The sequence below is a fragment of the Catellatospora sp. IY07-71 genome, from assembly GCF_018326265.1.
In the GTDB taxonomy this organism is placed as follows: Bacteria; Actinomycetota; Actinomycetes; order Mycobacteriales; family Micromonosporaceae; genus Catellatospora.
The window spans coordinates 201,291-221,759 of the sequence record NZ_AP023360.1 but is presented as its reverse complement, the minus strand read 5'-3'; the positions used below and the strand labels follow the sequence as shown (position 1 = coordinate 221,759).

Genomic DNA, 20,469 nt, shown 5'->3' with positions numbered 1-20,469 from the left:
GCCGCCGGCCTCGCCGCGACGGTGGGCGGTAGATCAGGCGGCGACGGGGAGGGTGATGGTGTGGCCGGTGTGGGTGACCTTGGCGCGGAGGTAGCGGAGGTTGTCGGGCTTGGCGTGGACGCCGGTGGGCACGACGTTCGCCACCTCGATGCCGTGGTCGCGCAGCTGGCCGGGCTTGTCGGGGTTGTTGGTGAGCAGGTCGATGCGTGGCACGTCCAGCGCGGTGAGCATCTGCGCGGCGGCGGTGTAGTCGCGCTCGTCGTCGCCGAAGCCCAGCGCCCGGTTCGCGGCATACGTGTCCAGGCCTGCGTCCTGCAGCGCGTACGCGTCGAGCTTGGCGTACAGGCCGATGCCGCGGCCCTCCTGGCGCAGGTAGAGCAGCCAGCCGCCGTGCTCGGTGATGCGCTGCACGGCCTCGCGCAGCTGCGGGCCGCAGTCGCAGCGGGCGGAGCCGAACACGTCGCCGGTCATGCATTCCGAGTGGGCCCGGACCAGCGGTGTCGGGGTGTTCGCGAAGTCACCGAGGCCGAGCGCCAGGTGCTCCAGGCCGTCGGACAGGCCGGTGAAGGTGAAGACCTCGGCGGTGGTCGCATACCCGTCGGGGAAGCGCAGCGGCACGGTCACCCGGGTGCGTACGCCCAGCGTCTCGGTCATGGCTCACCAGTCTCGTCGTCGAAGTCGGCTGTCGCTCCACAGGTGACGCCGGTGTCGCGTCCAAGTTGTTGAAGTCTCAAGAACTCCGTGAAATTCCCTCACCTCCCGATGTGCGATGGAACACACGCCGCGTAGCATCCGCTGCCATGACCGTCTCACCCCCCGCCCAGGTCACCGCCCCCGACCAGGACAAACCCCTCACCGGAGGGGTACGCGCCGGCTACGCGCTCGGCTCGCTGGCCACCGGAGCGTTCGGCACCGTGCCCGGCCTGCTGCTGCTGCCGTACCTCACGGACAACCTCGGCGTCGCGGCCGGCCTGGCGGGCCTGCTGGTGCTGGTGCCGAAGGCGTGGGACGTGCTGATCAACCCGGTCGCGGGCCGCATCTCCGACCGCACCGTGTCGTGCTGGGGCGCGCGGCGGCCGTACCTGCTGTTCGGCGGGCTCGCGGTGGCGGTGCTGTTCGCCGCGATGTTCGCGGCGCCGTTCGGCTCCGGCACGGGCGCCTCGGCCTACGTCGCGGTCGCGTTCCTGGCCACCGCGACGGCGTACGCCTTCTTCCAGGTGCCGTACGTGGCGATGCCGGCCGAGATGACCGACGACTACACCGAGCGCACCCGGCTGATGACCTGGCGGGTGGCGGTGCTCGCGATCGCGATCCTGGTGTCCGGCGCGGTCGCGCCGATCGTGGTGCAGGCCGGGGGCGGGGGTGTGCCCGGTCACCGCTGGATGGGCCTGTTCGTCGCGGTGCTGATCATCGCCGGGGCGCTGGGGGCGTTCCTGGGCACCCGGCGCGCGCCGGTGGGCCGGGTCACCGAGAGCGAGCCGTCGCTGCGCGCGCAGCTGGCCGTGGTGCGCGGCAACCGGCCGTTCATGGTGCTGCTGATCGTGTTCGTGGTGCAGTCGATCGGCGTCGCGACGATGCTGGCGGGCGTCAAGTACGTCGCCGACCACGTACTGGAGCGTCCCGAGGACGGCCCGACGCTGCTGTTCGCCTGCTTCGTCGGCCCGGCGCTGCTGGTCATGCCGCTGTGGAGCCGGGTCGGCGCCCGGGTCGGCAAGACGAAGGCGCTGGTGCTGGCCTCGCTGCTGCTGGCCGGGGGAGCGCTGGCACTGGTCGTGGCCGGTTCGGTGCCGCCCGTCGTGGCGTACGCGATCACGGGTGTGATCGGCGTCGGCTACGCGGGACAGCAGGTGTTCGCGATGGCGATGCTGCCCGACTGCGTGGCGTACGACGCCGCGCGCACCGGCCGCCGCCAGGCGGGCGTGTTCACCGGCCTGTGGACGGCGGGGGAGACGCTCGGCCTGGCGCTGGGTCCCGGCCTCTACGCCCTGGTGCTCCAGCTGTCCGGCTACGCCTCCTCGGCATCCGGCCAGGCCGCGGCCCAGTCGGACGGCGCCCGGCTCGGCGTGCTGCTCGGCTTCAGCGTGGTGCCCGCGCTGCTGGTCGGCCCGGTGACGCTGCTGCTGCGCCGCTACGACCTGACCCCCGACCGGCTGGCATCGGTGCAGGTCACGGACGGTGACGCGGCTGACGATAGGGTGACGCGATGATCGACGCACTGCCCACTGAGGGCGTCCCCGCCGAGCAGGTGCTGGCCGAGCTGCGCGGGATGCGCCAGGCCGACCTGCCCACCCATGGCGGCCGCCTGTTCGCGTACGTGTACGACCCGGCCCGTGCCGGGCTCGACGAGCTGGCGATGTCCGCGTACGCGCTGTCCGCGCACGTCAACGGCCTGGACCCGACGGCCTTCCCGTCCCTGCTGGCGACCGAGAACGCGCTGGTCGCCGCCGCGGCCCGGGTGCTCGGGGCGGGGCCGGGGACCAGCGCTCCGGATGTGGTCGGGTCGGTCACCAGCGGCGGCACCGAGTCGCTGATCCTCGCGGTGAAGACGGCCCGCGACGCGCACCCGGAGATCACGAACCCGCGGCTGGTCGTGCCGTCCACGGCGCACGCCGCGTTCGCCAAGGCCGCGCACTACCTGGGCGTGGCGCTGGACCTGGTGCCGGTCGACCCGGCGACGTTCACCCCGGACCCGGCCGCGATGGCCGCCGCGATCACCGCCGACACGGTGCTGGTGGCGTGCTCCGCGCCGTCGTACGCGCACGGCGTGGTCGACCCGGTCGAGCAGATCGCCGCGATCGCCGCCGAGCGGGGCGTGCGCTGCCACGTAGACGCGTGCTTCGGCGGCTGGGCGCTGCCGTTCCTGCGCCGGGTCGGGGTGACCGTGCCCGCGTTCGACTTCGGCGTGCCGGGCGTGACGAGCGTGTCGGTGGACCTGCACAAGTACGCGTACACCCCCAAGGGGGTGTCCGTGCTGCTGCACCGCGACGCGGGCCTGCGCCGCCCGCAGTACTTCGCGTTCGCCGAGTGGCCCGGGTACACTATGATCAACCCGGTGATCTCGTCGACCCGGTCCGGCGGCCCGATCGCGGCGGCCTTCGCCACGCTGCGCCACCTCGGCGACGAGGGCTACCTGGAGCTGGCCCGGCAGACCCGGGACGCGGTCGCCGGACTGGCCAAGGCGGTGTCCGGGGTGGACGGCCTGCGCCTGCTCGCCCCGGCCGACTACACCGTGGTCTGCCTGGCCTCCGACGACCCCGGGCTGGACCTGTTCGTGCTCGCCGACGAGCTGGCGGCGCGGGGCTGGCACACCCAGCCGCAGCTGCCGTACGCCGACCTGCCCGCGAGCATCCACCTCACCGTGACCGCGTCGGTCCTGCCGCAGGTGCCCCAGTTCGGGCCGGACCTGGCGGAGGCGGTCTTCGCCGCCCGCTCCCAGGGCCCCGTCCAGCTCCCCGCCGAACTGCACGCCCTGGCCTCGTCCCTGCCCCCCGACCAGCTCACCCCCGAGCTGGTCGCCGCCCTCGCCCAGCAGTTCGGCCTGGTCGGCGGCGACCCCGGCGCGGCCCCCCGCCTCGCCGTCGTCAACGCCGTCCTCGCCGCCGCCTCACCCCGCCTGCGCGAACGCCTCCTCGTCGAGTTCGTCAGCCTCCTCCAACGCCCCACCTGGTGAAAGGAAGGGCACCTTCTTACCGCTTTCCGTAGAAGAAGGTGCCCTTCTTAACTCGGTCCTGACGACCCCCGAAGGCCGGCGAACACCGAGGCCGGCGGGCCACGGAAGTCACGAGCCTGCCGGGGCGGCCGCGCGAGTGCCGATCATGGGCGTTGATCGCTGTCTCGTGTCCAAAAGTGCGGCTGTACGCTGCCTTTCGACACGAGACAGCGATCAACGGCGCTGGGCCGGTCAGCGCCCCGTTAACAAGGACACCTTCTTCTACGGAAAGCGGTAAGAAGGTGCCCTTCCTAACCGCCGGGGGCGGGAGTGGAGGTTACTTCCGGAGGAGGCAGGTGAGGCGGGCGGTGCAGATGCGCTGGTCTTCCTCGTCGGTGATGACGATCTCGTAGGTGACGACGGTGCCGCCCCGGTGCAGGGGCGTGGCCACGCCGGTGACGAGGCCGGTGCGGGCGGCCTTGTGGTGGGTCGCGCTGATGTCGACGCCCACGGCGTACGGCCGGCCGATGGTGGAGCCGTGCAGGGTGGCCCCGATGGAGCCGAGCGTCTCGGCCAGCACGCAGGACGCGCCGCCGTGCAGCAGCCCGAACGGCTGCGTGTTGCCCTCCACCGGCATGGTCGCGACGAGCCGCTCCGGGGTCGCCTCCAGCAGCGTGATGCCCATCCGCTCGGCGAGCGCCCCGTGCATGGTCGTGTCGTATGTCATCTCCACCCGCCGCACGTTACCCGCCGGTCACCAGCGCGGACAGGCCCGGGAACGGCTTCGGGGAACCCGCGGGCCGCCGAGGGGGAGCGGAGGCGGCGGGTTCCCCGAAACGGCTCGGGCGGCGACGCGTCAGGGCGTCGAGCCGCGGTAGTGACCCAGGGTGGCGATGCCGACGATCCAGCCGACGAACAGGCCGTAGATCGCGCCCGCGCCCGCCGCCTGGAACGCGCCGAGCAGCGACGCGTCGGAGCGGATGAAGGCGGTGAGCAGGCCGGCCACGGCGCCCGCGAAGATGTACGACGACCACCCGGCCATCAGCTGGCTGAAGGTGCCCCGGGCACGGCCCAGCTGGGCGTTGGTGGACAGCGCCAGGAAGACCGCGGTGAACACGATCAGCAGGATCGCCTTGATGTCGGCGGCGATCACGTCCTGGACGGAGTCGTCGGCGTCGAACCTCCACGCCGGCCAGGCCAGCAGCCGCAGGAACCAGCCGCCGGCGGTGTCGGGATCGGCGTTGTCGTTCGCCCAGTCGACGTACACCGGGCTGCCGAACACCAGCACGAGGATGAGTGCGGCGATGACGCCCGCACCGGTCGCGGTGCGGTATCGCGAAGCGGTGAGTACCATGGCGCCTCGATTGCCGGGCGCCACGGTCAGTAAACATACGTGCCCAATGTGTACTGATTAGTCCTGCGTGCCCGGGCGCACAGCGGACGTGCGCCCGGCGCTGAGGGGGATCACGGCGTGCGTGGCCGGGGTGCCTGGGAGTGGCGTCCCGCGGACATCCGGGTGGCGAGCCAGACGAAGAACATGGCCAGGGCGAGCTGGATGAAGTGCCGGATCCAGTCGATGCCCCTGGTCTCGCCCACCCCGAGCCAGGTGGCGATGATGCCGCCCAGCGTCGCGGCGAGGATGCCCGCGATCACCGTCATCAGCGCCGAGATGTTCTGGTGCCCGGGCAGCAGCAGCCGCCCCAGATACCCGACGATCGCGCCGCCGACGATGCCCCAGATGATCGCCCCGATCATGCATGCCCCCCGTGATCACTCTGCGTTCCAGGCCAGTATCGGCTGGTGGCGCGGCAGCTCGGGAGGCTTTGCGAATATCCGTCGGATCTGCGGCCTAGCGGCCGGGAGCCGCCAGTACGCAGGACGGGTTGGGCACCCGGGTGGCGTGGCCGGTCGGGTGCGGCAGCCCGGTGACCGGGTCGCGGCGGAACACGGTGACCGAGTCGCCGTCCTGATTGGCCACGTAGACGAAGTCGCCGATGAGGGCGAAGTGCCGGGGCCAGCGCCCGCCGGTGGGGACGTCGGCCAGCGCCCGCAGCCCGCCGTCGGCGACGTCGAACACGGTCAGGCAGTCCGCCCCCCGGTTGGCCACGTAGAGGAAGCGGCCGTCGGGGGAGCACTCCAGGTGGCTCGGGTAGTTGCGCTCGGCCGGGGGGCCGGCGGTCGCGGGCAGCGCAACCACCGGCGTCAGCCGGCCGTCCTCGGCGGTGCAGGCGACGACGGTGGAGTCGAGCTCGCCCGCGACGTACACCGTGCCGGACGGGTGCACCGCGAGGTGGCGCGGGCCCATGCCCTCCGGCATCGGCGAGGTGTGCACGTGCCGCAGCCGCCCGGACTCCTCCACCACGTACCCGCGCACCTCGTCGGTGCCCAGGTCCGTGACGTAGAGCAGACCCCCGGGGGTGAACAGGGCCATGTGCGCGTGCGGCGCGCCCTGCCGCTCCGGGTCCGGGCCGTTGCCCGCGTGCTCCACCAGGTCGTGCGGCGCGCGCAGCGCCCCGTCGGGTCCGATCGCCAGCACGCCGACCGAGCCGCCGCTGTAGTTGGCGGCGACCACGAACCGGCCCTGCGGCTCGACGCCTAGGTGGCACGGGTCCGCCCCGCCGCTGGGCTGGCTGCCGAGCAGGGTCAGCTCGCCGCCGTCGGCGACCGCGTACGACAGCACCCGCGCGGCGGACTCGCTGGCCGCGTAGAGGTGGGTGCCCGCCGGGTGCCAGGCGATCCACGACGGATCGACGGCCTGCACCGGCGACAGCGCCGGCTCCAGCCGCCCGGACTCCGGGTCCTGCCGCCAGCCGGTGATCGCGTGCGCGGTGCCGGCGTTCGCCGTGTACGAGCCGATGTAGACCAGGTCCGGCGGAACGTGCCCGGCCCCGCCGTGGCGCCGCTCCCGCGGCGTGCCCGTCCCGTCACTTTCCGGCGAAACCGATGACATGGCAGGCAGCTTAGTCGGCCGTGTTGATCAGGACGGCAGGTGCACCGTGAAGCGGCAGCCGGCGCCCGTGTTGGCCACGCCGACCCGCCCGCCGTGCGCCTCGACGAGTCCACGCACGATGGCCAGCCCCAGGCCGCCGCCGCCGTCCGCTTCGGGGGTACGCGCCTTCGCCCCGCGGAACGCCACGTCGAACACGTGCGGCAGGTCGGTGTCGGCGATGCCGCCGCAGGTGTCGGCGACCTCCAGCCAGCCACCCTCGGCGTCGCGGCCGCCGGTGACGGTGACCGTGCCGTCGGCGGGCGTGTAACGCACGGCGTTGAGCAGCAGGTTCCCCACGATCCGGGACAGCTCGCGCTCGCCCGCGCGCACCGTCGGCCACTGCTCCTGCGCCGCGGCCAGGTGCACTCCGCGCGCCGCCGCCAGCGGGGCCGCCGCCGCGACCGCGTCCGACACCACCTCGCCCAGCGGCACGTCCATCGGCGCCAGCTGCAGCGCGCCCGCGTTGATCCGGGACAGCTCGAACAGGTCGTCCACCAGGGACGCCATCCGGTCGGTGCCGGTGCGGATGCGGCGGTGATACTCGGCGACGGTGGCCGGGTCGCTGACCACGCCGTCCTCCAGCGCCTCGGCCATGGCCCGCATCCCCGCCAGCGGCGTGCGCAGATCGTGCGACACCCAGGCGACCAGGTCGCGGCGGCTCGCCTCGACCTGGCGCTCGCGCTCGCGCGCGTCGGCGGCCCACATCGCGGTCCGGGCCAGCCGCCACGCCACCCAGCCGCCGAACAGGAGGCTGACCAGCCCCGACAGCGGCACCACCAGCAGCAGCACCTGCAGGTCGTGCGCCGAGATGAACATGCCCTCCGCCACCGCGAGCACCCCGGCCAGCATCGCCAGCACCGTGGCGACCAGCAGCACGCAGACGTTCAGGGTGAGCGAGCGGCGGTGCAGCACGCGCAGCAGCAGCGCCGCGGGCAGCCACACCACCGCGGCCCCGCCCAGCGCCGCCAGCAGGATGAGCAGGACGTCACGCATCTGCCGCGCCCGCCACCGGCTCGTAGCGGTAGCCGACACCCCACACGGTATGGATGCGGCGCGGCGCGGACGGGTCGGGCTCGATCTTCTCGCGCAGCCGTCGCACGTGGACGGTGACCGTCGACTGGTCGCCGAACGTCCAGCCCCACACCGACTCCAGCAGCTGCGCCCGGCGCAGGGCGACGTCCGGGTGCGCCATCAGGTAGGCGAGCAGGTCGAACTCGCGTACGGTCAGCGCCAGCTCCTGGCCGCCGAGCGTCGCCGTGCGGCGGGCCGTGTCCACCACCAGGTCGCCGTCGGCCAGCACGGCGGCCGTGGCGGCGGGCGCGGTGCGGCGCAGCACCGACTGCGCCCGCAGCACCAGCTCGCGCGGGGAGAACGGCTTGGTCACGTAGTCGTCGGCGCCCAGCTGGAGCCCGGCGATGCGGTCGACCTCCTCGCCGAGCGCGGTGAGCATGATGATCGGTACGCCGGGACCGGGCGCGGCCCGCAGCCGCCGAGCGACCTCCAGGCCGTCGATCCCGGGCAGCATCAGGTCGAGGATCAGCAGGTCGGGACGTTCGCGGGCGTACGCGTCGAGCGCGCCCTGCCCGTCGGCCGCCAGCACCACCCGGTGCCCGGCGTGCTCCAGATAGCGGCGTACCACGTCGCTGACGGTGGGATCGTCGTCCACGACGAGCACGGTGGTGGCCATGACGTGAGCGTACGTCCTGGTCAGGGCTCGCCGAGCGGAGCGGGGCAGTGGGATCCTTACGATCCGCGAACGCGGCCGCCATGATGCCCGTCCACGTTCTAGCGTGACTGGGTATGACGAGGTTCTTCCGCAAGCCCGCCGTGTGGGCGGTGGCCGCGGTGCTGGCCGTGGGCCTGGCGTTCGGGCTGTACTGGTTCCAGCCCTGGAAGCTGCTCACCTCGAACACGGTCAATGACGCGGCCCCGGTGGTCGTGGCGCCCACGCCGACCGCCGGCGCCACGTCCGGCGCGCCCGCGCCGTCCCCCGTGGCCGTGCTGCTGGCCGAGGGCGCTCTGGTCACCCATGAGCACGACAGCTCCGGCACGGCGCAGCTGGTGCGCCTGCCGGACGGCCGCCACCAGGTGATCCTGCGCAACCTGGCCACATCGGACGGGCCGGACCTGAGGATATGGCTGACCGACCAGCCGGTGCTGCCCGGCCGGGAGGGCTGGCACGTGTTCGACGACGGCAAGCACGTCGAGCTGGGGCGGCTCAAGGGCACCCACGGCACCCAGGTCTACGACGTGCCCGCGAACACGGATCCGGCGCAGTTCCGCAGCGTCACCATCTGGTGCGCCCGGTTCAAGGTCTCCTTCGCCGCCGCCGAGCTGAGCATGTGACGCCACGTGTCCACTCGGGAGGGTGACCGCTCGCCCGATCGAGTATTACCGATGGTATGACCCATCGACATATGCATTCCTGGGCACCTATCATCAGGTCATGGCGCGGACTCGTACGGTGACTGGTGCCGGCATCATCGCAACCGCGGCGCTCGTCCTCATCTTCGGAAACCAGCCCTTCACTGAGTGGGTCTACCGACACACCAGTGAGGACACTGCCTGGGGCTGGTTCCTGCGTGTGCTCTGTTGGCCCCACTGGGCCTTCGGTCCGGTCGACGGCTCCAGCGGCGCGATGCGCCGGCTGCTGGCCGACGACCTGCGCGCGCTGTTGCTGATCCTGTTCGTCGCGGTCATCCTCGGCGTGGTCAGCAAGGCGGTCTCCGGCGGCGCCGGCGGCTTCCTCCTCGGGTGGTCCGCGTTGATCTTCGCATCGGCGCTGGCGGCCTTCCTCACCGCGTTCATCATCGCCAACCCCACGTTCATAGGCGCGCTCAAGGCCGCCCACGCCGGTTCGGCGTACGGCCTGTTCGTCGGCTGGATCGTCGGTGCCGCCACCGGCACCGCCAAGGGCGCCGGTTCCTGACCGCGGCCCACCCCGTCCCCCCAACCCCCTTTCCGCAGGCGACGGCCTGCCGCGTCGAGTCCGGTCGGCACTCGACGCGGCAGGCCGTCGTCCGTGGCGGGCGGGGTCAGGGTGTTCAGACATTCGTGAACACTGCGAAGGTCGTTATCATCGGTGCTGATGAGCGACGAAGTCGACGCGGTCGCCCCGCGTGATGAGGACGCCGTGCGCCGTTCCGTGGAGCACATGGCGATGATGCTGGCCGACATGGGCTTTCCGCGGATGCCCTCGCGCGTGCTGATGACGATGATGAGCGCGGAGGAGACCTCGCTGACGGCGGGCGACCTGGCCGAGCGGCTGAGCGTGAGCCCGGCGGCGATCTCCGGCGCGGTCCGCTACCTGATGCAGATGGGCTTCGTCGTACGCGAGCCCGCCCCCGGCTCCCGCCGGGACCACTACCGCCTGCCCGACGAGCCCTGGTACGGCGTGACCACGGCCAAGCGCGGCTTCTACGGCCAGTTCTCCGACGAGGCCGAGGGGGTCATCACCGCCGCCGGCGGCGAGGGCACGGCGGCCGGGCGGCGGCTGGCCGACATGCGGGACTTCTTCCTCTTCGTGCAGGACCAGGTCGGTTCGGCGCTGGCCCGCTGGCAGGAACAGCGGCAGCAGGGGCGTTCCGCCCGGCGGTGATCACGCGCAGTCTCCCCAGCCGTAGTAATCGGTTTCCATGCGGCTGAGGAGTGCTGATGGTCAAGTTCGCCGTGGCTTCGGGCGGAGGCCCGACTTTCCACCGGCGTGGCTCGACGTGACGGCTCCGGCGTACACCTGTCTCAGCGTGCCCGACGGTACGAAGGGGTACCTCTGGATCAACGGTCACCTGCTCGGCCGCTACTGGTCCGTGGGCCCTCAGCGCACCCTTTACGTCCCCCGGCCGCTGCTGCGCGCGGGCCGCAACGAGGTCGTCGTGCTGGACCTCGACGCCGCCGAGCTGTCCACGGTGGATCTCCACACCGCCCCTCACCTGGGCTGACCAACTTTCGCCGGGCCCGTACCCCCGGCGCGTCCCCGTTCGAGGCCGCGACTGCGCCGGAGTCGCGGCCTCGAAGCTGTTATGAGACCGCGACTTTTTAAGACTTGCGCACGAGAGGTGGGGATGTTCTGCCGAGGTCGGGGCAACTTCTGCTTGATCATGCAAAAGTTTCGCGGATTCGGCTAGAAGCTATGGACACGTTCGTCGAAAGCTCGTAACCTGTGCGACACAACACACATCGGTGGTCGTCCAATCAGGCTGGAAGGGCGGGCGGATGAGCCTCGCGCGGGTGCTCTGGGATCCCCTGCATGTCAGGGTGCTGCGGTTGCTGCGGGACGAAGGTGCGCTGTCGCGCGCCGAGCTCGCCGACCGCCTCGACATCCCGCGCCCCCGCCTGCTCGGCGAGCTGGACCGGCTGGTGACCGGCGGCCAGATCGCCGAGGCCGGCCCGGCCGAGTCGCGCGGCGGACGCCGCTCCACCCTGGTCGAGCTGAACCCGGGCATGCGTTTCGCCGGGGTCGACCTGGGCGCCACCTCGATCGACGTCGAGGTGACCAACGGGCGGCTGGAGCCGGTGGCCCACTACAGCGAGACGGCCGACATCCGCAGCGGGCCCAAGGTGATCCTGCAGCGGGTCAACGAGCTGCTCGCCAAGGCCAAGGTCGAGGGTGCGTTCACGCACCTGGACGGCATCGGCATCGGCGTGCCCGGCCCGGTCAGCTTCCGCGACGGGGTGCCCGTGTCGCCGCCGATAATGCCCGGCTGGGACCGCTTCCCCGTGCGCGAGCTGCTGACGCGGGAGCACGGGTGCCCGGCCGTGGTGGACAACGACGTGAACATCATGGCGATCGGCGAGCGCAACGGCGGCGTCGCGCACTCGGTGGACAACTTCCTCTTCGTGAAGATCGGCACCGGCATCGGCTGCGGCGTCTACCTCAACGGCGAGGTCTACCGGGGCACCGACGGCTGCGCCGGCGACATCGGTCACATCCAGGTCGACTCGCACGGCCCGGTCTGCACCTGCGGCAACGTCGGCTGCCTGGAGGCCGTGTTCAGCGGCGCGGCGCTGGCCCGCGAGGCCACCGCGGCGGCCCGGTCGGGCGCCTCGCCCGCGCTGGCCGAGCGCCTGGCCACCAACGGCCAGGTCACCGCGATGGACGTGGCGATCGCCGCGGTCGAGGGCGACGTGGCCTGTGTGCAGCTGATCCGCGACGGCGGCCGGCGCATCGGCACCGTGCTGGCCGGGCTGGTCAGCTTCGTCAACCCGTCGATGATCGTCATCGGCGGCGGCCTGGCGCAGCTCGGCCACATCATGCTGGCCGAGATCCGCAGCGTGGTCTACCGGCGGTCGCTGCCGCTGGCCACGGGCAACCTGCCGCTGGTGCTGTCCGAGCTGGGTCCCCGCGCGGGCGTCGCCGGTGCCGCCGTGCTGGCCAGCGAGATCGCCTTCGAGCAGGCATGAGCGAGGAGAAGGCCATGAGCGAAGAGGCGGCGCAGACCGGTGAGGTGGTGCTGCGGCTGTCCGGGGTGGTGAAGACCTTCCCGGGCGTACGCGCCCTCGACGGCGTCGAGCTGGAGGTGCGCGCCGGAGAGGTGCACTGCCTGCTGGGGCAGAACGGCGCCGGCAAGTCCACCCTGATCAAGGTGCTGGCCGGGGTGCACCGGCCGGACGCGGGCCGGGTGGAGTGGCTGGGCGAGGAGGTCTCCTTCAGCGGCCCGCAGGCCGCGATGAAGGCCGGCATCGCCACCATCTACCAGGAGCTGGACCTCGTCGACTACCTGACCGTGGCGGAGAACATCTACCTCGGCCACGAGCCGCGCAGCTTCGGCTTCGTGCACAAGGGGCAGGCCGCGCGCCAGACCGCCGAGCTGCTGGGCCGCCTCGGCCACGGCGAGATCCCGCCGAACCGGATGGTCAAGGCGCTGCCCGCGGCGGGCAAGCAGATCGTCAGCATGGCGCGGGCGCTGTCCCACTCCGCCAAGCTGATCATCATGGACGAGCCCAGCGCCGTGCTCGCGCACGACGAGGTGGGCAACCTGTTCCGGATCATCCGGGAGCTGACCGCGCAGGGCATCGCCGTGGTCTACATCTCCCACCGGCTGGAGGAGATCCGCGAGATCGGCGACCGGGTCACCGTGCTCAAGGACGGGCGCACCTCCGCGGTGAACCTGCCCGCCCGCAGCACCCCGACCCGTGACCTGGTCAGCCGGATGACCGGCCGCTCCATCGAGTACGTCTTCCCCGAGCGGCCGAACACCGCGCCGGGGGAGCGGCTGCTGGAGGTGCGCGGCCTGGGCCGCTCCGGCGAGTTCACCCACGTGGACCTCGACGTGCACGCGGGCGAGATCGTCGGCATCGCGGGCCTGGTCGGCTCGGGCCGCTCCGAGGTGCTGGAGACCATCTTCGGCGCCCGGCAGGCCGAGGCGGGCACCGTGGTGATGAACGGCAAGGCGCTCCCGCCCGGCAACGTGGCGGCGGCGGTGCGCGCGGGCATCGGCATGGCGCCCGAGGAGCGCAAGAGCCAGGCGCTGCTGCTCGGCGAGCCGATCTACCGCAACATGACGCTGACCACCTTCCCCGGGTACGCCACCGCCGGCTTCACCGACGCCGGCAAGGAGCAGGCCGAGGCGCTGCGGGTGGCCGACCAGCTGGAGCTGCGCCCCCGCGACGTACGCCGCGCGGTGCGCACCCTGTCCGGCGGCAACCAGCAGAAGGTGGTCGTGGGCCGGTGGCTGCTCGGCGACACCCGGCTGCTGATCCTCGACGAGCCGACGCGCGGCGTCGACGTGGGCGCGCGGGCCGAGCTCTACCAGGTGATCCGCGACCTCGCCGCGTCCGGCGTCGGGGTGCTGCTGGTCTCCAGCGAGGTGCCCGAGGTGCTCGGCCTGTCCGACCGGGTGCTGGTCATGCGCGAGGGCCGGGTGGTGCGCAGCGCGCCGGCGACCGAGCTGAATGAAGAAGACGTTCTCGATCTGGTGATGGCGGGTTCCCTGACCGCCGCGACTACTGAAGAGGTGGCCGCGTGAGTGCGGAAGTTGGCGTGAAGGATGGAGTGGCGCTGAACGCCGCCGGTCCCCGCTGGTGGAAGAACGAGTCGGCCGAGGGCCTGTGGCGCAACCTCGGGCTGGTCGGCGTGCTGCTGGCGCTGTTCGCGATCGGCGCGGTCATCCGGCCCGATCTCTACAGCGACTTCGACTGGGTGACCAACAACATGATGGTCATCCTGACCCAGGCGGCCGCGATCGGCGTGGTCACCGTGGGCATGACCTTCGTGATCATCGGCGGCGGCATCGACCTGTCGGTCGGCGCGCTGATCGCGCTGTCGGGAGTCTGGGCCACCACGGTGGCCACGCAGAGCTTCGGCCCGGCCGGCATGATCTTCACCGCGATCGCCGTCGGCGTCGGCGCGGGCCTGGTCAACGGCCTGCTCGTCGCGTACGGCCGGCTGGTGCCGTTCATCGCGACGCTGGCCATGCTGGTCGCGGCGCGCGGTCTGGCCGCCGCCATCTCCGGCAAGCAGACGCAGGTCTCCGGCGACCAGTTCATCAACAGCATCGCCAAGGAGCGCGTGCTCGGCGTGCCGGTGCTGGTCATCATCCTGCTGGTGGTGGCCGGGCTGGGCTGGGTGCTGCTCAACCGGACCACCTTCGGCCGGCGCACGATCGCCATCGGCGGCAACGCCGAGGCCGCCCGCCTGGCCGGCATCAACGTCCGCGGCCACACCATGCTGCTGTACGCCCTGTCCGGGCTGTGCTGCGGGATCGCCGCGATCATGCTCACCTCGCTGGCCACCTCCTCGCAGGCGGCCGCGGCCGAACTCTACGAACTCGACGCGATCGCCGCCGCGATCATCGGCGGCACGCTGCTCTCGGGCGGCCGCGGCACCATCGTCGGCTCGCTGTTCGGCGTGATCGTGTTCTCCGCGATCACCAACCTGTTCGCCATCGCCAACCTCCCCACGGAGGTCCAGAACATGGTCAAGGGCGCGATCATCGTGGTCGCGGTCCTGATCCAGCAGGTGCGGTTCTCGTCCGTCACGCAGTTCGCCCGAAGGCACGGCCTCTCCCGTCCCAAGGCCGGCACGCCGCAGCAGACCTGACCGCCGCGTTGTAAAGGTTCCATCACCGCACACCCCCGCACCACCTGGGGCGACCGTCGAACGCGACGGCCGCCGGACCGAACACACCCTCGCGACGACCAGGAGGTCGTGATGACCAAGCACATTCCGGACGCGTCCCGCCGCCGGCTTCTCTTCGGCGGCACCGCGCTCGCCGCCGGCGCTCTGCTCACCGCGTGCACCAGCAACGAGGCCGAGCCGAACGCCGCGCAGACCAAGGGCGCCGACACGGCCAACCCGAACGCCGCGGCCGGCAAGGCCGTGACCATCGGGTTCTCCGCCCCGGCCGCCGACCACGGCTGGATCGCGGCGATCACCAACAACGCCAAGGCGCAGGCCGGGGCGTACAGCGACGTGACCTTCAAGCAGGTCGAGGCGGGTAAGGACGCGGCCGCGCAGCGTGCCGCGCTGGAGACCCTGATCGCCGAGAAGCCCGACGTCATCGTGCTGCTCCCGCACGACGGCAAGGAGCTCAACGCGTTCGGCCTCAAGGCCATGGAGGCCGGCATCCCGGTCGTCAACCTGGACCGCGCCTTCCCGGACGCGCTGGCGTACCGCCTGCAGATCAAGGGCGACAACTACGGCATGGGCGTGGCCGCCGGCCACTACATCGGCAAGGCGCTCAAGGCCAAGGGCGTGGCCGCGCCGGTCATCGGCGAGATCGCCGGCATGGACGAGCTGGAGCTGACCCAGGAGCGCAGCGCGGGCTTCAAGGCCGCGCTGGCCACCTACGGCTTCTCCGTCACCAACCGGCGCGCGGCGCGTTTCACCGCCGACAGCGGCCAGAAGGAGGGCCAGAACCTGCTCCAGGCGCTGCCCAAGATCGACGCCATCTGGAACCACGACGACGACCAGGGCATCGGTGTGCTGGCGGCCATCTCGGCGGCCAACCGCAGCGAGTTCTTCATGGTCGGCGGCGCCGGCTCCAAGAAGGCGATCGAGGACATCGCCGCCGACAACACCGTGCTCAAGGCCACGGTCACCTACAGCCCGTCGATGGCCTCCTCGGCCATCTCGCTGGCCCGCCTCATCGGCCAGGGCAAGGGCATGTCGGACCTGGTCGAGCTGCAGGTGCCGAAGGAGATCATCCTGGCCTCCGAGACGATCACGAAAGAGAACGCGAGCACCTACCTGAAGCTCGGTTTCTAAGCCCGACATGGATCGCCCGCACCAGCGGGCTCGGTAACGACGGGAGCCCACTCCGTGTCCACAATCGACAACAAGGAGCTGCGGGTCGGCATGGTCGGCTACGCGTTCATGGGGGCCGCGCACTCACAGGCGTGGCGCACCGTGAACCGTGCGTTCGACCTGCCCCTGCGGGTCCGGATGGCCGCGGTCTGCGGCCGTGACGAAGCCAAGGTCGCCGAGGCGGCCGACCGTCTCGGCTGGGACGGCTACGTCACGGACTGGCGTGAGCTGATCGCCCGGGACGACATCGACGTGATCGACGTCTGCACCCCCGGCGACAGCCACGCCGAGATCACCATCGCCGCCCTCGCCGCGGGCAAGCACGTGATGTGCGAGAAGCCGCTGGCCAACAACGTGGCCGAGGCCCAGGCGATGGTCGATGCCGCGACCGCGGCCCGGGAGTCGGGCATCCGTACGCTGTGCGGGTTCAACTACCGGCGCGTGCCGGCGGCGGCGCTCATGCGTGAGATGATCGCCGCCGGCCGCCTCGGGGTGATCCGGCACGTGCGAGCCGTGTACCTGCAGGACTGGATCACCGATCCGAACTTCCCGCTGGTCTGGCGGCTGCAGCAGGAGCGGGCCGGGTCGGGCGCGCTGGGCGACATCGGCGCCCACATCATCGACCTCACCCAGCACATCACCGGGCAGCGCATCACCGGCGTCAGCGCGCTGACCGAGACGTTCGTCAAGGAGCGGCCCATCCCCACCGAGATGAGCGGCCTGGCCGCCAGCTCGGCCGCGGACGGCCAGGCGTACGGGCAGGTCACCGTCGACGACGCCGCGGTGTTCACGGCGCGGCTGTCCGGCGGGGCGATCGCCACGTACGAGGCGAGCCGCTTCGCGATGGGCCGCAAGAACGGGCTGCGCGTCGAGATCAACGGCTCGCTCGGCTCCCTGGTCTTCGACCTGGAGCGCCTCAACGAGCTGGAGTTCTACGACGCCACGCGCCCGGCCGCGGAGCAGGGGTTCAACCGGATCCTGGTGACCGAGCCGGAGCACCCGTACCTGTCGGCCTGGTGGCCGCCGGGCCACATCATCGGCTACGAGCACTCCTTCACCCACCAGGCACGGGACTTCGTGCAGGCGGTGGCGGAGGGCACCGACCCCCACCCGTCGTTCGAGGAGGCGCTCGGCGTCCAGCTCGTGCTCGACGCGGTGCAGCGGTCGGCGGCGTCCGGCTCGGCCTGGACGCAGGTGGCTCAGCCGCAGTACGCGGCCTGAGTCCGCACCACCCCCGACGTGAGAGGGCCGGTCGGACGCCGACCGACCGGCCCTCTCACCCATGAACGTTTCGCCCCACGGGCATACCGAAAGGGAGCGTTTCCATGCCCCGACCCATCACCCTGTTCACCGGCCAGTGGGCAGACCTCCCGTTCGAGGAGGTCTGCCGTCTCGCGTCCGAGTGGGGCTACGACGGACTCGAGATCGCCTGCTGGGGCGACCACTTCGAGGTCGACAAGGCGCTGTCGGACGACACCTACATCGCGCGCAAGCGCGCCCAGCTCGACAAGTACGGCCTGAGCGTGCACGCGATCTCCAACCACCTGGTCGGCCAGGCCGTGTGCGACAACCCGATCGACGAGCGGCACAAGGCGATCCTGCCCGCCCGGATCTGGGGCGACGGCGAGCCCGAGGGCGTGCGTCAGCGTGCCGCCGCCGAGATGGCCGACACCGCCCGCGCCGCCGCCAAGCTGGGCGTGAACGTCGTCGTCGGCTTCACCGGCTCGCCGATCTGGCACTTCGTGGCCATGTTCCCGCCGGTCCCCGCCTCGATGATCGACGCGGGCTACGAGGAGTTCGCGCGGCGCTGGCACCCGATCCTCGACGTGTACGACGAGGTCGGCGTGCGCTTCGCGCACGAGGTGCACCCGAGCGAGATCGCGTACGACTACCACACCACCCGCCGCGCGCTGGACGCGCTGGGCAATCGGCCCGCGTTCGGCCTGAACTGGGACCCCTCGCACATGGTGTGGCAGGGCTGCGACCCGGTCGGCTTCATCCTCGACTTCGCCGACCGGATCTACCACGTGGACTGCAAGGACACCAAGGTGCGCATGGGCGACGGGCGCCGCGGCATCCTGTCCTCGCACCTGCCCTGGGCCGATCTGCGCCGCGGCTGGGACTTCGTGTCCACCGGGCACGGCGACGTGCCCTGGGAGGACTGCTTCCGCGCGCTGAACTCGATCGGCTACGACGGCCCGATCTCGATCGAGTGGGAGGACGCGGGCATGGATCGGCTCGTGGGGGCTCCGCAGGCGCTGCAGTTCGTGCGTAACCTGCTCTTCGACCCGCCCACCGCCTCGTTCGACGCGGCGTTCAGCTCGGAGTGACCCCCGGCCCCCGCCGGCCGGTGCCCACGTGCCGTCCGGCGGGCCTGAGATAAGGAAGGGCACCTTCTTAGAGCGACCGGCATTAGGTGCGGACCTGGACAGGTAGCCGGTCGCGGGTAGCAAACAGGCACGGGACTTATCGATCATTGGAGTTCTCTACGCTTCAATGACAGGAGTCCCGTGCCTGCGCTGCCATCATCGCTGCTGACCCCGATCTGGGTCCAGTTCGCCGCACTGCTGCCCGACCGGCCCGAATACGACCCCGCACACCCGCTGGGCTGCCACCGCCGCCGCATCCCCGACCAGGTCGTCTTCGAACACGTCATCCACGCCCTGGTCCACGGCTCGGGCTACGAACGCATCGCCGGCCCAGGATGCTCCGACCGCACCATCCGCCGCCGCCTGGCCGACTGGGCCAGCGCAGGCCTCGCCCAGCAACTGCACGCCCTGACCCTGGCCGCCTACGACAACATGATCGGCCTACAGCTGCACGACATCGCCGTCGACGGCGCGCTCACCAAAGCACCCTGCGGCGGAGACCGCGCCGGACGCTCCCCGGTCGACCGCGGCAAAGGCGGCCTCAAACGCTCCACCGGCACCGAAGCCGCCGGCATACCCCTGGCCGTGATCTCCGCCCCCGCCAACCGCAACGACAACGCCCTGCTGGAAGCCACCCTCGACACCGCCACCCAACAGACAGGCCCCCTGCCCGACGACGTCACCGTGCACCTGGACCGCGCCTACGACAACACCCCCACCCGCCAGCGCCTGCACGACCGCGGCCTGCACGGCCAGATCGCCCGCAAAGGCCTCCCCGCCCCCATCCAGGTCGGCAAACGCTGGGTGGTGGAACGCACCCACTCATGGATGAACGGCTACGGCAAGATCCGCCGCTGCACCGAACGCAACGCGCAGGTCGTGGACTTCTACCTCTACCTGGCAGCAGCCCTGATCACCACACGCCAACTCATCCGACAAGCCCGCCCCCGCTACCGCTGGGACGGCCGTCCCACCACCCGACGCCTCAAATGAACCTATTGCCGGTCGCTCTTAACGCTTTGCGTATAGGAAGGTGCCCTTCTTAACGTCTCGCGACGGCGGAGCTGGTCGGTCACCGGGGATGATCGCGAGTTCGTGTCCAAACGTGGGGCCTGAGCTGAGGTTCTGACACGAGACGGCGATCTTCCCGGGTCCGGCCGGTTTCGGGGGCGCGTTCGTGCACGCCTAGGATGGCCCTGGCCTGGGCGGACTCGCCGCCGGCAGGACAGGGGGCGGGAGAGTGCCGGTGCGGCAGGCCGGGTCGGCGGACGCCGTGACCCCCGCCACGGAAGGTTCCCGGTCAGCCCTCGGCCCTGCTGAGGCAGCGGGCCGCAGGGCGGTGCCGAAGGAGCTGGCGGACGCCTACCGCCGCTGTGCGGACCTGCACCGGCGCCATGGCCGCACCTATTACCTGGCCACCCGGCTGCTACCCGCGTGGAAGCGGCCGCACGTGCACGCGCTGTACGGCTTCGCCCGCCACGCCGACGAGATCGTCGACAGCCTCGACGCCACGGCGCCCGCCGAACGTGCCCGGCGGCTGGCGGACCTGTCCGCGCGCCTGCACGCCGGGCTGCGCGGCGAGCCGGTCGACGATCCGCTGCTCCCGGCCGTGCTGCATACCGCCCGGGCGCTCCGGCTGGACCCGGCCGACTTCACCGCCTTCCTCGACTCGATGGCTATGGACCTGACGGTGCGGCGCTACGCCGACTATCCGGCGCTGCTGCGCTACATGGAGGGCTCGGCGGCGGTGATCGGCACGCTGATGCTGCCGGTCCTCGGCCCCGCCGAGCCGGACGCGGCCCGCGAGCCGGCGCGGCAGCTCGGGCTGGCGTTCCAGCTCACCAACTTCCTGCGCGACGTCGCCGAGGATCTGGCCCGGGACCGGGTGTACCTGCCGCAGGAGGACCTGGCCCGGTTCGGCGTCGGCGAAGGCGAGTTGCGCGCCGCGGCGGCGGCCGGGCGGGCCACTGCCCGGATCAAGAGGCTCATGGCGTACGAGATCGCCCGTGCCCGGGGGCACTACGCCGCCGCGCTGCCCGGCATCGGGATGCTGCCCGGCGCGTCGGGGAGGTGCGTACGGACCGCCTACCTGGTCTACGGCGCGATTCTGGACGAGATCGAGCGACGGGATCACGACGTATTCGCAGGGCGGGCGGTGGTGCCGGCGTCGCGCCGGATCACGCTGCTGGCACGTGGGCTGCTCGCCCGATGAGCCCGG

General features: G+C 71.7%; 21 protein-coding genes. 14 read left to right on the top strand and 7 right to left on the bottom strand.

The features are described from left to right. Nucleotides 1–33: 33 nt before the first annotated feature. Complete coding sequence (gene ribA, locus CS0771_RS01050; RefSeq protein WP_212839373.1) at nt 34–654, bottom strand: GTP cyclohydrolase II; 621 nt, start codon at nt 652–654, stop codon at nt 34–36. 146 nt (nt 655–800) lie between these two features. On the opposite strand from ribA, the gene CS0771_RS01045 reads away from it, so the two are divergent. Then, nucleotides 801–2,207: an MFS transporter gene (locus CS0771_RS01045; protein WP_212839372.1), complete on the top strand. Its 1,407-nt coding sequence runs from the start codon at nt 801–803 to the stop codon at nt 2,205–2,207. Then, nucleotides 2,204–3,670: an aminotransferase class V-fold PLP-dependent enzyme gene (locus CS0771_RS01040; RefSeq protein WP_212839371.1), complete on the top strand. Its 1,467-nt coding sequence runs from the start codon at nt 2,204–2,206 to the stop codon at nt 3,668–3,670. Before CS0771_RS01045 ends, CS0771_RS01040 begins: the two co-directional genes overlap by 4 nt. Nucleotides 3,671–3,986: 316 nt before the next feature. Here CS0771_RS01040 and CS0771_RS01035 read toward each other — a convergent pair whose 3' ends face one another. The 6 genes from CS0771_RS01035 to CS0771_RS01010 form a co-directional block, all read right to left on the bottom strand. Further along, nucleotides 3,987–4,376 carry a PaaI family thioesterase gene (locus tag CS0771_RS01035; RefSeq protein ID WP_239126164.1) on the bottom strand — a complete coding sequence of 130 codons (390 nt, stop codon included), beginning with the start codon at nt 4,374–4,376 and terminating at the stop codon, nt 3,987–3,989. 129 nt (nt 4,377–4,505) lie between these two features. After that, nucleotides 4,506–5,003, bottom strand: coding sequence for a hypothetical protein (locus tag CS0771_RS01030; RefSeq protein ID WP_212839370.1), 498 nt, complete (start codon nt 5,001–5,003; stop codon nt 4,506–4,508). A 110-nt stretch (nt 5,004–5,113) separates the two neighbouring features. Beyond that, a complete protein-coding gene (locus tag CS0771_RS01025) occupies nt 5,114–5,404 on the bottom strand; it encodes a GlsB/YeaQ/YmgE family stress response membrane protein (protein ID WP_203754218.1) in 291 nt (96 codons plus the stop codon). A gap of 94 nt (nt 5,405–5,498) precedes the next feature. Next, complete coding sequence (locus CS0771_RS01020) at nt 5,499–6,599, bottom strand: lactonase family protein (RefSeq protein WP_212839369.1); 1,101 nt, start codon at nt 6,597–6,599, stop codon at nt 5,499–5,501. Nucleotides 6,600–6,626: 27 nt separating this feature from the next. Then, nucleotides 6,627–7,631 carry a sensor histidine kinase KdpD gene (locus CS0771_RS01015; RefSeq protein ID WP_212839368.1) on the bottom strand — a complete coding sequence of 335 codons (1,005 nt, stop codon included), beginning with the start codon at nt 7,629–7,631 and terminating at the stop codon, nt 6,627–6,629. Continuing rightward, nucleotides 7,624–8,325, bottom strand: coding sequence for a response regulator transcription factor (locus CS0771_RS01010; RefSeq protein WP_212839367.1), 702 nt, complete (start codon nt 8,323–8,325; stop codon nt 7,624–7,626). Before CS0771_RS01010 ends, CS0771_RS01015 begins: the two co-directional genes overlap by 8 nt. A gap of 113 nt (nt 8,326–8,438) precedes the next feature. Here CS0771_RS01010 and CS0771_RS01005 point away from each other — a divergent pair, with 113 nt between their 5' ends. The 12 genes from CS0771_RS01005 to CS0771_RS00950 all read left to right on the top strand — a co-directional run bounded on the left by CS0771_RS01005 (nt 8,439) and on the right by CS0771_RS00950 (nt 20,463). Beyond that, complete coding sequence (locus CS0771_RS01005) at nt 8,439–8,984, top strand: DM13 domain-containing protein (protein ID WP_212839366.1); 546 nt, start codon at nt 8,439–8,441, stop codon at nt 8,982–8,984. A gap of 100 nt (nt 8,985–9,084) precedes the next feature. After that, nucleotides 9,085–9,567 carry a hypothetical protein gene (locus CS0771_RS01000; protein ID WP_212839365.1) on the top strand — a complete coding sequence of 161 codons (483 nt, stop codon included), beginning with the start codon at nt 9,085–9,087 and terminating at the stop codon, nt 9,565–9,567. A gap of 159 nt (nt 9,568–9,726) precedes the next feature. Continuing rightward, a complete protein-coding gene (locus tag CS0771_RS00995; RefSeq protein ID WP_212839364.1) occupies nt 9,727–10,236 on the top strand; it encodes a GbsR/MarR family transcriptional regulator in 510 nt (169 codons plus the stop codon). A gap of 37 nt (nt 10,237–10,273) precedes the next feature. Then, nucleotides 10,274–10,576, top strand: a complete 303-nt coding sequence (locus tag CS0771_RS39560) for a hypothetical protein (RefSeq protein ID WP_371821323.1) — start codon at nt 10,274–10,276, stop codon at nt 10,574–10,576. Between the two features lie 274 nt (nt 10,577–10,850). Then, nucleotides 10,851–12,038 carry an ROK family transcriptional regulator gene (locus CS0771_RS00985; RefSeq protein ID WP_203754236.1) on the top strand — a complete coding sequence of 396 codons (1,188 nt, stop codon included), beginning with the start codon at nt 10,851–10,853 and terminating at the stop codon, nt 12,036–12,038. Nucleotides 12,039–12,052: 14 nt separating this feature from the next. Further along, nucleotides 12,053–13,603 (top strand): sugar ABC transporter ATP-binding protein, encoded by a 1,551-nt coding sequence (locus CS0771_RS00980; protein WP_212839362.1) that lies wholly within the window; start codon nt 12,053–12,055, stop codon nt 13,601–13,603. Then, nucleotides 13,600–14,676, top strand: a complete 1,077-nt coding sequence (locus CS0771_RS00975) for an ABC transporter permease (protein ID WP_371821322.1) — start codon at nt 13,600–13,602, stop codon at nt 14,674–14,676. Before CS0771_RS00980 ends, CS0771_RS00975 begins: the two co-directional genes overlap by 4 nt. A 111-nt stretch (nt 14,677–14,787) precedes the next feature. Next, nucleotides 14,788–15,843 (top strand): substrate-binding domain-containing protein, encoded by a 1,056-nt coding sequence (locus CS0771_RS00970; protein WP_212839361.1) that lies wholly within the window; start codon nt 14,788–14,790, stop codon nt 15,841–15,843. A 90-nt stretch (nt 15,844–15,933) separates the two neighbouring features. Beyond that, entirely contained in the window at nt 15,934–17,103 is a 1,170-nt protein-coding gene (locus tag CS0771_RS00965) for a Gfo/Idh/MocA family protein (protein WP_212845541.1), read from the top strand. A 104-nt stretch (nt 17,104–17,207) separates the two neighbouring features. Next, nucleotides 17,208–18,212, top strand: coding sequence for a sugar phosphate isomerase/epimerase (locus CS0771_RS00960; protein ID WP_212839360.1), 1,005 nt, complete (start codon nt 17,208–17,210; stop codon nt 18,210–18,212). Between the two features lie 180 nt (nt 18,213–18,392). Beyond that, nucleotides 18,393–19,244, top strand: a complete 852-nt coding sequence (locus CS0771_RS00955; RefSeq protein WP_212839359.1) for an IS5 family transposase — start codon at nt 18,393–18,395, stop codon at nt 19,242–19,244. Nucleotides 19,245–19,590: 346 nt separating this feature from the next. After that, nucleotides 19,591–20,463: a phytoene/squalene synthase family protein gene (locus CS0771_RS00950; RefSeq protein WP_212839358.1), complete on the top strand. Its 873-nt coding sequence runs from the start codon at nt 19,591–19,593 to the stop codon at nt 20,461–20,463. Nucleotides 20,464–20,469: the final 6 nt, after the last annotated feature.

Coding starts and splice junctions, on each gene's coding strand:
- ribA (WP_212839373.1), bottom strand. CDS start 654: ATGACCGAGACGCTGGGCGTACGCACCCGGGTGACCGTGCCGCTGCGC.
- CS0771_RS01045 (WP_212839372.1), top strand. CDS start 801: ATGACCGTCTCACCCCCCGCCCAGGTCACCGCCCCCGACCAGGACAAA.
- CS0771_RS01040 (WP_212839371.1), top strand. CDS start 2,204: ATGATCGACGCACTGCCCACTGAGGGCGTCCCCGCCGAGCAGGTGCTG.
- CS0771_RS01035 (WP_239126164.1), bottom strand. CDS start 4,376: ATGACATACGACACGACCATGCACGGGGCGCTCGCCGAGCGGATGGGC.
- CS0771_RS01030 (WP_212839370.1), bottom strand. CDS start 5,003: ATGGTACTCACCGCTTCGCGATACCGCACCGCGACCGGTGCGGGCGTC.
- CS0771_RS01025 (WP_203754218.1), bottom strand. CDS start 5,404: ATGATCGGGGCGATCATCTGGGGCATCGTCGGCGGCGCGATCGTCGGG.
- CS0771_RS01020 (WP_212839369.1), bottom strand. CDS start 6,599: ATGTCATCGGTTTCGCCGGAAAGTGACGGGACGGGCACGCCGCGGGAG.
- CS0771_RS01015 (WP_212839368.1), bottom strand. CDS start 7,631: ATGCGTGACGTCCTGCTCATCCTGCTGGCGGCGCTGGGCGGGGCCGCG.
- CS0771_RS01010 (WP_212839367.1), bottom strand. CDS start 8,325: ATGGCCACCACCGTGCTCGTCGTGGACGACGATCCCACCGTCAGCGAC.
- CS0771_RS01005 (WP_212839366.1), top strand. CDS start 8,439: ATGACGAGGTTCTTCCGCAAGCCCGCCGTGTGGGCGGTGGCCGCGGTG.
- CS0771_RS01000 (WP_212839365.1), top strand. CDS start 9,085: ATGGCGCGGACTCGTACGGTGACTGGTGCCGGCATCATCGCAACCGCG.
- CS0771_RS00995 (WP_212839364.1), top strand. CDS start 9,727: ATGAGCGACGAAGTCGACGCGGTCGCCCCGCGTGATGAGGACGCCGTG.
- CS0771_RS39560 (WP_371821323.1), top strand. CDS start 10,274: ATGCGGCTGAGGAGTGCTGATGGTCAAGTTCGCCGTGGCTTCGGGCGG.
- CS0771_RS00985 (WP_203754236.1), top strand. CDS start 10,851: ATGAGCCTCGCGCGGGTGCTCTGGGATCCCCTGCATGTCAGGGTGCTG.
- CS0771_RS00980 (WP_212839362.1), top strand. CDS start 12,053: ATGAGCGAAGAGGCGGCGCAGACCGGTGAGGTGGTGCTGCGGCTGTCC.
- CS0771_RS00970 (WP_212839361.1), top strand. CDS start 14,788: ATGACCAAGCACATTCCGGACGCGTCCCGCCGCCGGCTTCTCTTCGGC.
- CS0771_RS00965 (WP_212845541.1), top strand. CDS start 15,934: ATGGTCGGCTACGCGTTCATGGGGGCCGCGCACTCACAGGCGTGGCGC.
- CS0771_RS00960 (WP_212839360.1), top strand. CDS start 17,208: ATGCCCCGACCCATCACCCTGTTCACCGGCCAGTGGGCAGACCTCCCG.